This window comes from Asticcacaulis biprosthecium C19, from assembly GCF_000204015.1.
Classification (GTDB): Bacteria; Pseudomonadota; Alphaproteobacteria; order Caulobacterales; family Caulobacteraceae; genus Asticcacaulis; species Asticcacaulis biprosthecius.
Map to the genome: position 1 here is coordinate 1722573 of NZ_GL883077.1, position 10375 is coordinate 1732947.

Annotated in this window: 8 protein-coding genes; 6 read left to right on the forward strand and 2 right to left on the reverse strand. The window is 62.3% G+C overall.

The window, feature by feature from the left end:
* Positions 1-109 precede the first annotated feature (109 nt).
* A complete protein-coding gene (locus ABI_RS08100) occupies positions 110-1075 on the forward strand; it encodes a magnesium transporter CorA family protein (RefSeq protein ID WP_006272426.1) in 966 nt (321 codons plus the stop codon).
* On the opposite strand, the gene ABI_RS08105 is transcribed toward ABI_RS08100, so the two are convergent.
* Positions 1072-2082 carry an SAM-dependent methyltransferase gene (locus ABI_RS08105; RefSeq protein ID WP_006272427.1) on the reverse strand — a complete coding sequence of 337 codons (1011 nt, stop codon included), beginning with the start codon at positions 2080-2082 and terminating at the stop codon, positions 1072-1074. The genes ABI_RS08100 and ABI_RS08105 overlap by 4 nt on opposite strands.
* Positions 2079-2897, reverse strand: a complete 819-nt coding sequence (locus tag ABI_RS08110; RefSeq protein ID WP_006272428.1) for a DUF1295 domain-containing protein — start codon at positions 2895-2897, stop codon at positions 2079-2081. Before ABI_RS08110 ends, ABI_RS08105 begins: the two co-directional genes overlap by 4 nt.
* A 123-nt stretch (positions 2898-3020) precedes the next feature.
* Between ABI_RS08110 and ABI_RS08115 the strand changes: the two genes are divergently transcribed.
* From ABI_RS08115 to ABI_RS26170, 5 genes are all read left to right on the forward strand, one after another.
* Positions 3021-3380: a DUF2147 domain-containing protein gene (locus ABI_RS08115; protein WP_006272429.1), complete on the forward strand. Its 360-nt coding sequence runs from the start codon at positions 3021-3023 to the stop codon at positions 3378-3380.
* A 102-nt stretch (positions 3381-3482) separates the two neighbouring features.
* Positions 3483-4058 carry an RNA polymerase sigma factor gene (locus ABI_RS08120; protein ID WP_006272431.1) on the forward strand — a complete coding sequence of 192 codons (576 nt, stop codon included), beginning with the start codon at positions 3483-3485 and terminating at the stop codon, positions 4056-4058.
* The gene (locus ABI_RS08125) at positions 4042-5037 is read left to right on the forward strand and encodes a FecR family protein (RefSeq protein ID WP_006272432.1); all 996 of its coding nucleotides are present in this window, start codon (positions 4042-4044) and stop codon (positions 5035-5037) included. Before ABI_RS08120 ends, ABI_RS08125 begins: the two co-directional genes overlap by 17 nt.
* A 66-nt stretch (positions 5038-5103) precedes the next feature.
* Positions 5104-8103 (forward strand): TonB-dependent receptor, encoded by a 3000-nt coding sequence (locus ABI_RS08130; RefSeq protein WP_006272433.1) that lies wholly within the window; start codon positions 5104-5106, stop codon positions 8101-8103.
* A gap of 174 nt (positions 8104-8277) precedes the next feature.
* On the forward strand, positions 8278-10239 hold the full coding sequence (locus ABI_RS26170; protein ID WP_083811422.1) for a pectinesterase family protein: 1962 nt from the start codon (positions 8278-8280) through the stop codon (positions 10237-10239).
* The last annotated feature ends 136 nt before the right edge of the window (positions 10240-10375 follow it).

The window sequence follows — 10375 nt, forward strand, 5'->3', positions numbered from 1 at the left end:
ACGAGCCTGACCCATTTTAGAGCGGTCTTTGGAATTTCAACAAAAGAGGCGGCGGCTCTTGAGCCGCCGCCTCTTTTCATGGAAAGTGCCGGCGAACCTGGGGACCTCCATGCTGACCTTGCACACCTGTTCGCTGCACGACACCACGCCGGATGTAAGAGGCATGCCGGCCAATGTTGTCTGGGTCGATCTGCACAATCCGTCGCGCGAAGAAGAGCTGCGCATGGAAGGCCAGTTGGGTGTCCTGCTGCCGACGCGCGAAGACATGGCCGAGATCGAGCTTTCGTCGCGGCTGTATATCGAGGACGGCGCAGCCTTCATGACGGCGCAATTCGCCTATCACGGCGGTCAGAAGCAGCTGCAATCCGGCCCGGTGACCTTTGTGTTGACCCAAGGCCGGCTGGTGACGATCCGCTACATCGATCCCGCCACCTTCAAGGCGTTCGGCGACAAGATCGGCAAGCAGCCGTCGCAATGCGAGGATGGCCCGACAACCTTCCTGAACCTGCTGGACCTGTTTATCCAGCGCGCCGCTGATTTGATTGAAACCTCCGGCGCCACCATGGAGAGCCTGTCGCAATCGGTGTTTGTCAAGCGGCGCAAGACCGGGCTGGAAAGCGTGCTGATCCAGCTGGGCGCCGCCCAGAACGACAATGCCCGCATCCGCGATTCTCTCGCGTCCCTGAAGCGGCTGGTGGTGTTCGCCTCGGATTTGGAGGTTGGAACGGGCGGGTTGCGGGCAGGGCAGATCCAGCCCTTCCGCGAACGCCTGGCGACCATGGCCCAGGACGTGGCGTCCCTGGTGGAACACACGGCGTCGATCTCGAACAACATCGCCTTCCTGCTGGAAGCGGCGCTGGGCCTGATCAATGTCGAACAGAGCACCATCATCAAGCTGATCTCGATCACCTCGGTGATCTTCCTGCCGCTGACCCTGATTGCCTCGATCTACGGCATGAATTTCGACTACATGCCGTTCCTGCATACGCCGGAGGCCTTCTGGGGCGTCTGCGGGCTGATGGGCGGGATTATCGTGGTGCTGCTGATCTGGTTCAAGATCCGACGGTGGATCTAGACAGCCTTCAGGCGGTAATGGCCGACGCCCCATTCGCTACCGCCGGCATGGCCCCACAGCCCCGCCGTCGCCAGGAAGAACAGCCGCCAGCGCCGCCGCCACACCCCGGCCTGGGCGCCGTAGACGTCGCGCAGGATCGGCAGGATGCGCGCCTGCTGGTCGTCGAAATTGTCCAGCCAGTCCAGGGCCGTGCGGCGGTAGTGATCGCCCGACCAGCGCCATTCCTGCTCGACGGCGAACATGTCCGGGAAGCGGTGAACCAGGTCCTGGGCGGGCATGATGCCACCGGTGAAAAAGTACTTGCCGATCCAGTCGCTGCCATCGCTTTTGAACCGGTACGAGTGCTTGCGGTGCGTAAAGACATGCAGGAACAGCCGGCCGTCCGCCTTCAGCCAGTTGCGGGCGCGAGACAGAAGGGCACGCCAATTCGACATATGTTCGAACATCTCGACGCTGACGATCCGGTCGAAGTGCTCGTGGGTGCTGAAGTCATTCATGTCGGCGGTGATGACCGTCAGGTTGTTCAAGCCGCGCCGCTTGGCTTCGCCGGTGATATATTGCCGCTGAGAATGGGAGTTTGACACCGCCGTGATCAAGGAACCAGGATAACGTTCGGCCATGAACAGCGACAGCGAGCCCCAGCCGCAGCCCAGTTCCAGAACGGTTTGCCCATCGCGCAGATCGGCATGTTCGCACGTCCGTTCCAGAGCGTGAATTTCCGCCTGGTCCAGGGTCGTATCCTCCGACGGATAGTAACAGCAGGAATATTTGCGGCGCGCCCCCAGGATCAGGGTGAAGAACTCGGGTGGCAGCTCATAGTGCTGGGCGTTGGCGACGGCCGTGTGTTCGGCGATGGCGTAGTCGCCCATGGCCGAGGCGAAGCTGTCCTCGGCAAGCGCGTCGCGTGCCAATTGGCGCTTGGTTTGCCCGACCAGCCAGTCGATCGTCGCCAGGGTTACGGCATCGGGGATAGGGGCGCGTTCAGCGGCGGCGGCCAGAAGGCTCATGAGGGGTCTCCTTGATGCGTTGTTTGGGGAGCTGGTGTTTTGGGGGGAAGGGGGAAGAAGGGGCTGACCCGGCGTTGATAGGCGCGGAATCGGTCGCCGCGGCTGGCCAGCATGTGGGCTTCCAGCGGGGGAATCCCCGAAGCGTAGACCAGGAGGTAGTACATCAGGGCTGGCGCGGCGGCAGCGACGAGGCTCCACAGATTGCCGGGATCGAAGGCGATGACAGCCCAGGCGACCCAGGCCAGCCACTCGAAAAAGTAGTTGGGATGGCGCGACCAGGCCCAAAGCCCGGTGTCGCAAACCGCGCCCTTGTGCGTCTTTCCGAAACGGCGCAGTTGGGCGTCGGCGACGCCTTCGCCGACAATAGCGGTGATCAGGAGGGCTACGCCGATCACGTCGGTGATGGCCAGCGAGGCGTGCGGATTGATCGCGGCCAGCCTTACGGCGAGGACCAGCACGAAGGCCGCCGCCGCCTGGATCTGAAGGAACAGGAAAAGGTTGCGGGGGCCATCCTTGCCCCACTCCTGCATCAGCTTGGCGTAGCGTGGGTCATCATGGGCGCCATGGGTGCGGGCGGCGATGTGCCCGCCCAGGCGGATGGCCCAGATGGTCACCAGAAGGCCCACGACAATCCGGCGTTCGTCAACGGCGCCGATATCGGGCCATACGGCCGCGGCTATCCCGCCCAGCCCGACGGCGATGGACCAGATGGCGTCAATCCAGCCGCTGGAACCGGTGACGCGCTGCACCGCCCAGGCCATCGTCATCAGCAGGCTCAGGCCCAAGGCGATCGAGATCAGCGGGACAAGGTCCATCTGCAGCTCCTCTTTCAGCTCTTACGTCCGCGCGCGACCAACGGTTCACATCGTCTTTTTATGGCGCCGCCTGATCCGTGGTCGCGGTCTCTGCGTAGGGTTAGTAAAGAACAGGAGTTGCACATGATCAGAACTGCATTGATAGCCATGGCGGTACTGGCCGCCCCCGCCGTGGCGCATGCCTCCCCTGAGGGCGATTGGGCCCGCGGTGACGGCAAGGCGCGGGTGAGGATTGCGCCGTGCGGCGCCGACCTGTGTGCGGTCAACACCTGGATACATCCGGGCGTCAAGGATGAAAAAGTCGGTGATGTCCTGGTCATGACGGTGAAGGCCGAGGGGAGCGCCTGGAAGGGCAAGGCCTTCGATCCGCAGCGCAAGCTGACCTATCGCCTCAGCATTACGTTCGGCGGGGAAAGCATGACCACGTCGGGCTGTGTGCTGGGCGGTCTGGTGTGCAAGAAGGTGACCTGGACGCGGGTCTAGCCGGCTCGCCGTTGATGCCGATTTTGCGTTGAGTCTAAATTTTCGCGTCTCCTGTATACGGAAACGCCGTCCTCAGGCATCTAATCCTGTAGGAGGCAGAGTATGGAGTCGGCGCCGGAGCACATTATCCGCTGGGTGGGATCACAGATCCTGCCCCACGAAGCGGATTTGCGCGCCTGGCTGCACCGGGCCCGGCTTGCCCGGGAAGACGTAGAAGACATCATCCAGGAAGCCTATTGCAAGATCGCCGAACTCAGTCGGGTCGATCATATCGCCTCGCCGCGCGGCTATTTCTTTACCGTTGCCAAGAACATCGCGCTGATGCGCATCCGGCGCGCCCGCATCGTCCGCATTGAAAGCGTCGATGAGATCGACCGGCTGGACGTCATGAGCGACGCACCATCGCCCGAGCAGGAAGCCGCGGCCCGCTTTGAGCTGGCCCGGGTCATGCGGCTGATTTCGGAACTGCCGGCGCGATGCCGTAAAGTCTTCGAGATGCGCAAGATCCAGGGGCTGCCGCAAAAGGAAATCGCCCGAGTCATGGGCATTAGTGAAACCATTGTCGAAAACGAGGCCGCCAAGGGCCTCCGGCTGATCCTGCGGTCCATGGCCTCGCAAGACCTGACCACCCAGCCGAACAAGGAGCCCAAGCGTGACGCCGATGCCGGTCGAAACTAGCGAAGAGATCGAAATCGCCGCCAGCCTGTGGGCCGTCAAGGAGCGCCCGCTGAGTCCGGAGGACGAGGTGGCGTTGCGCGCCTGGCTGAGCGGTGATCCGCGCCGTCGCGGGGCGCTGCTGCGCGCCCAGGCGGGATGGGCCGCGCTGTCGCGCGCCAAGGCGCTGGGGCCTTCTGAGGACTGGCAGGTCCGGCCAAAGCCACGTGCCAATCCGTCACGGCGCGGGCTATTGGCCGGCGGCGGCATCGCGGCCGGGTTGGCTGCGGCGGCGCTGGGCGGGCTGTTCCTTTTGCGCAAGGAAGAGGCGGTTACGACAACGGGCGAAATCCGCCGGCTGCCGATGAGCGACGGCTCGATCGCGGCGATCAATACCGAAAGCCGCATCCGTATCGAGATGACCGACGCCGAACGTAAGGTCGACCTGGTTCAGGGCGAGGTCTGGTTCAAGGTCGCCAGGAACAAGGCGCGGCCCTTTGTCGTTGCTGCCGGCGATGCCCGGATCCAAGCGGTCGGTACGGCGTTTTCCGTTCGCCGGCATGACAGCGGCGCCGAGGTTCTGGTGACCGAAGGCACGGTCAAGGCGTGGCTGGAAGGGGATGACCGCCCCGCCGTATGGCTGAAGGCGGGGGATCGTACCGTTATCGGTGATCGTGCCGCGAAGGTCGATCATGCCCCCGACGCGGTCGACAATGCCCTGGCCTGGCGTGAGGGCAAGATCGCGCTGGCCGGCAAGACGTTGAGCGCCGTGGCCGAGGACTACAACCGCTACAACCAGGTCAAGATCGTCATCCGCGACGCCGGCCTCGGCAATGAGCGCCTGCTGGGGCGGTTCAGCACCGACGATCCGGAAGGCTTTTCCGATGCCGTGGCGCAGGCTTTTGGCGCGGAGATCACCCGCACCGGTTCGGTTATCTATATCGATGTGAAAAAAAATGCGACCGCGGCTACGGAACTGCGCAATCCGGACATCGTTCCCTAAGAGGGCGGCTTGAAAGCTGCCTCATATAAGGCGCCCCAAGGCGCCAGCACATACAGGAGGACTAATATGAAAAAGGCAAGCGTGCGCCTGCTCAACGGCCAACTGCTTCTGGCGGGAACCACCCTGCTGATGGTGTCGGCCATGCCGGCTTTTGCCCAGAGCCAGGTCAAGACTTTCAACGTTGCGGCGCAACCGGCGCAACAGGGCATTACCCAGTTCGCCGAACAGGCGGATCTGCAACTGGTGGCGCCTGAGCGCGTTGTCGCCGGCCAGAAGACTGCCGCTGTTCAAGGCACCATGCCCGTCAAGGAAGGTCTGTCGCGGCTGTTGGCAGGGACGAATTTGACACCGGTTACCCAGTCCAATGGCGTTGTCGTCCTGGCGGCCGCTCAGGCCGCGCCTCAGGCGCGCTATATCCCGACGTCTGCCGTGGTGGCGGCGGAACCGTCGGCATCCCAGGCGGCGCCTGAGCCGGCGCCCGAAGTGGTGGTCAAGGGTATCCGTGGTTCGCTGAACAAGGCGCGTGACATCAAGCGTCGCTCGGCCAATACGGTGGAAAGCATTGTCGCCGAGGACATCGGCAAGATGCCCGACCTGAACCTGGCGGAATCCATCCAGCGCGTACCGGGCGTCGCCATGTCGCGCGAGGGCGGGGAAGGGCGGAATATCACGCTGCGCGGCTTTGGGCCGGACTTTACCCGCACCACCTTGAACGGCATGGAAGTGCCGGCCAGCTCCGATGGCCTGGACACCGGCGGGGTGACGATCAATGCCGGCCGGGCATTTGACTTCCACCTGTTCGCATCGGAACTGTTCAACCGTATCGATATCGAAAAGACGCAGAAGGCCTCGACGGAAGAGGGCGGGATTGCCGGGACGGTCGGGCTTTACTCCGCGCGTCCGTTCGATTTCCGCGAAGATTTTACCGTCTCGGCTTCGGCGCAAGGCAACTATAACTCTCTGACGGAAAAGGCGGATCCGCGATTTGCCGTGCTGGTCAGCAAGAAGTTCATGGACGGCAAGCTAGGCGCCCTGGTCTCGGCGGCGATGTCGAACCGGACGGTGCACCAGGAAGGCTATTCCAGTGTGCGCTGGACGTCACCCTTTGCCAACGGCGACTCGTGGGCTGACAGCAATCCGACGGTCAGCGGGACGCCGAAGGCGTGCGGCGCGGCCGATCCGCTGGACTGCCTGTGGGCGCCGCGCCTGCCGCGCGCTGACTTCTTCGGCAATGATCAGAAGCGGGTCGGGCTCACCGGATCTTTGCAGTACAAACCAAACGAAGATTTGGTGATCACCTTCGATGCTCTGCATTCGGAGCTGACCAATGACCGCTACAGCTACAATTCGATGGAGTGGCTGCTGACCCACGGCACGGCCGGCAACTATACCGGCCAGACCCCGGTGTCGTTCAAGATCGCGCCGGACGGTAAAACCTTAGTGGCCGCCAGCTTCAATGATGTGACCTCGTGGTATGAGAGCCGGCACCAGGAATCGACCTCGACATTCGATCAGTTCGTGCTTTCTGGAAAATGGCGCGTATCCGATCGTCTGAGCTTCGAAGGATTGATCGGCCAGGCGACCGATGATGCCGACCGGACGGAGCTGCGGTTCTATTACCGGTCCGTGCCGCACGCCTATGCGTACGACTACAGCGACAATGCCTACATCCCGAAAATCAGCTTCGGCAGCTACGACCCGAATCTGGCGAGCAACTATGTCAACGCCCTGACGGCTGCCAATCGCATCAACAACGTCAAGAAGGAGAACTTCTCGACCAAGTTTGACGGCACCTATAATGGCGACGGTTTCTACATCAAGGCGGGGGTCAACTATAACGACCGGACGGTTCAGTATTCGGAAGGCTATGGCGCGAGCCCCAGCTTCAATCCGTCGACCTACACCATGCCGTTCCCGATCGACAATTTCGGCAGCGGGCTGGATGGCGACCTGGTCAAGTTCCGCGTCGCGGACTTCGACGCTATTGCGGCGGCCGGGGTCATCACCCCGGGCTACACCAACAATGCCGGCGCCGGCTGGACGGTCGGCGAAGAGACAATGGGCGGCTATGTCGAGCTGAACGGCGAGTATGACCTGGCCGGGATGCGGCTGCGGACCAATACTGGCCTGCGCTACGTCAAGACCAATGTCCGCTCGATCGCCCTGATCGCCGGTACGCGCGTCGAGGACAAGGTGTCGTATCAGAACTATCTGCCGTCGATCAACCTGGCGCTGGATGTCCGTCCGGACCTGGTGTTGCGGGCCGCCTATGGCCGCAGCATGACCCGGCCGGGATTGAGCACTTTGAATATTGCCGGGCCGGTGTTCGGCTATACGACGCGCACCGTCGGCAATGTCGGTAACCCGGAACTGAAGCCCTACGAGTCGAACGACGTCGATCTGAGCCTGGAATGGTATTTCGGCAAGGAAGGCCTGCTGTCGGTCTCAGTGTTCAACAAGGACATCGTCCGTTCGTTGAAGACCGATGTCGTGACCAAGATGATCGACCCGTCGTTCTGGCCGGCCATCTATGCCGATCCGCAATATGACGAATCGTACAACGCTGATCCGGCCGAGGTGCCCTATACCTTCACCATCCCGGTCAACAGCGACGAAGGCAACAGCGTGAAAGGGTTCGAGGTCACCTACAACCAGCCCTTCACCTTCCTGCCGGGGCCATGGTCGAACCTGGGTGTGGCGTCGAACTACACCCATGTGTCGGCTGAGGATTCGACGGGTCTGTCGCCCAATTCGTACAACCTGACGGTCTATTATGACACCGAGCAGTTGGGGGCGCGGATTTCGGTCAACAAGCGCGACGATTATCTGATCAGCCAGCCGGGTGGCAACGGGCATGTTCAGGAGCGCAAGTACGGGCCGACCCATGTCGACTTCGCGTCGTTCTACAAGCTGAGCGACAATCTGACCCTGACCTTCGAAGGCATCAACATCACCGACGAGGTCGAGCGGATCTATGGCACCGGCGATACCGGTGATATGGACCTGACACGGGAATATACCCATACCGGCAGTCAGTGGATTCTGGGCGTGCGGTATCGGTACTAGGGTGCAAGAGACGGGCGCAGAACTCCCTCTCCCCACTTCTTGAGGGGAGAGGGACGCCCGAAGGGCAGGGTGAGGGGTTGGTTCGGTTTCTACGGTTGGTGCCGAACCGACCCCTCACCCCACCCTCTCCCCTCAAGTGGGGAGAGGGAGCTGACTGAGTTTCCGGTGGGACATATGAAAAAGCTGCTTGTTTTCGTAGGCCTTTTGTCCATCGCCTTTCCGGCGTTGGCGGCGAACCCGATACCGGTCGATGACAGCTATACGGTGTCGCAACGCTGGGATGGCTACAAGGGCAAGTATCCGGGTATTGCCCTGCCGGAGGTCGCGTTTGAGGCCGGGCAGCAGGTCCAGTTCGACCGGCTGTACAAGAAGGCCGATGACCGCGAGCTGCATATCGATGTGTTTTTGCCCGTGAAGGGCAATGGCCAGGGCATACTGCTGGTGCATGGCGGCGGGTGGCGGTCGGGCAACAAGTCGCACTTCTACAGCCTGGCCAACCGGCTGGCCCAGCGCGGCTATACGGTGTTTTTGCCGGAGTTCCGGCTGTCGGCCGAGGCGAAATATCCGGCTGGCCTGGTCGACGTCAATGACGCCATTGTTTGGGTGAAAAGCCAGGGCTACGGCATCGACCGGCTGGCCATTGGCGGGGCGTCGTCGGGCGGTCAGATGGCAGCACTCTTGGCCTACACGGCCGGGCAGGACCTGTTTAAGGGGCAGCCCGGCGATACAAGCGTCAATGCCCTGATCGACCTGGATGGCGTGCTGGATTTTACCACACCCATGGCCTTGCAGTACGAGAACAAGCCCAATTCGGTGGCGTCGCAGTGGCTGGGCGGGTCGTTTGAACAGGCGCCGGACACCTGGCGTCAGGCCAGTGCGGCGACCCATGTCAGCGCAAAGTCGCCGCCGACCCTGATCATCAGCAGCGGGCTGATGCGGTTTACCGCCGGACGCGAGGATGTGGCGGCCAAGCTTGCCGGTTTTGGCATTCGTCACCATTATCTCGAATTTTCGGAAGCGCCGCATGATGTCTGGCTATTCGATCCGTGGTTCGGCCAGATTGTCGATCGGATGGACGTCTTTCTGCAGAGCGCGGCCGAGGTGCGCTACGAGGTCAGTGATCGCTGCGCGGCGCGACCGAACTGCTTCGGCGCCATCCAGGCGGCGGTCGATGCCGCGGGGCGCGATACGGGTGGTCGCTGGGCGGTGATCGATATCGCCGCGGGTGACTATTATGAGAAGGTCACCGTGACCCGCAGCCGGGTTCGTCTGCGCGGTCAGGGCGTGGGCAAGACACGGCTGTATTTCGATGCGGTGGCCCAGACGGCCGGCAAGTATCATCGCAACAACTGGGGAACGCCAGGGTCGGCGACCCTGACCATCGATGCCGACCAGGTCGATATCGAAGGCATGACGATCGAGAACAGCTTCGACTACCTGGCCAATGATGCCTTGCCGGATGGCGATGCGGCCAAGATCGGCAACAGTCAGGGCGTGACCCTGCTGCTGGACATTCATAGCGACCGGGTTCGGGTCGCCAAGTCGGCTTTGGTCGGCAACCAGGATACCCTGTTCGCCAATGGCGGGCGGGTGTGGATCCGCGACAGTTCGGTGTCGGGCAATATCGACTTCATCTTTGGCAATGGTCGGGTGCTGATCGAGGCCAGCGACATCATTACTCGCCGCCGGGCTGCCGCCCTGAAGCCCGGCGATTATCATTCGTTTATCGCCGCGCCATCGACCCAACTGACGCAGGCGATGGGGATTGTGATTTATCGCTCGCGGCTGATGCGGGAGCCGGGGGTTCCGGACGCCTCGGTGGCTCTTGGCCGGCCGTGGCATCCGACCACGACCTTCGCTGACGGCCGCTATGCCGACCCCAATGCGGTGGGCCAGGCGTCATTTCTGGATTGCTGGATGGATGCGCATATCCATCCGGACCATTGGACGGTCATGAACGGCACGGCGCGCGACGGCACCAAGACCGCAGTGTTCCGTCCGCAGGATTCCCGTTTCTTCGAAATGGGATCGCAGGGGCCCGGTGCGCGGCACAACGATATCGGTATTGTCTGGCAGGGTGGTCTCGGGATCGACGCCGTCCGCAAGGCCTTCTTCGAGGGCTGGCCCCAGCCGTGACATTGAGACCAGCGCTTCTACTCCCCGTGGAAGGTGCTTGTACCTGGACTGCCTTGGTCGCCCCGACCAGGCAGTCCTTTTTTTTTGTTCAGCGTGAAGCCAGTGAAGGAGGGACTGCACTTGCGTTCAAGATGAC

What these genes read in the sequence shown, in the direction of transcription:
- ABI_RS08120 (WP_006272431.1), top strand. Translation starts at nt 3,483, where the DNA reads ATGGAGTCGGCGCCGGAGCACATTATCCGCTGGGTGGGATCACAGATC.
- ABI_RS26170 (WP_083811422.1), top strand. Translation starts at nt 8,278, where the DNA reads ATGAAAAAGCTGCTTGTTTTCGTAGGCCTTTTGTCCATCGCCTTTCCG.
- ABI_RS08110 (WP_006272428.1), bottom strand. Translation starts at nt 2,897, where the DNA reads ATGGACCTTGTCCCGCTGATCTCGATCGCCTTGGGCCTGAGCCTGCTG.
- ABI_RS08105 (WP_006272427.1), bottom strand. Translation starts at nt 2,082, where the DNA reads ATGAGCCTTCTGGCCGCCGCCGCTGAACGCGCCCCTATCCCCGATGCC.
- ABI_RS08130 (WP_006272433.1), top strand. Translation starts at nt 5,104, where the DNA reads ATGAAAAAGGCAAGCGTGCGCCTGCTCAACGGCCAACTGCTTCTGGCG.
- ABI_RS08125 (WP_006272432.1), top strand. Translation starts at nt 4,042, where the DNA reads ATGCCGGTCGAAACTAGCGAAGAGATCGAAATCGCCGCCAGCCTGTGG.
- ABI_RS08100 (WP_006272426.1), top strand. Translation starts at nt 110, where the DNA reads ATGCTGACCTTGCACACCTGTTCGCTGCACGACACCACGCCGGATGTA.
- ABI_RS08115 (WP_006272429.1), top strand. Translation starts at nt 3,021, where the DNA reads ATGATCAGAACTGCATTGATAGCCATGGCGGTACTGGCCGCCCCCGCC.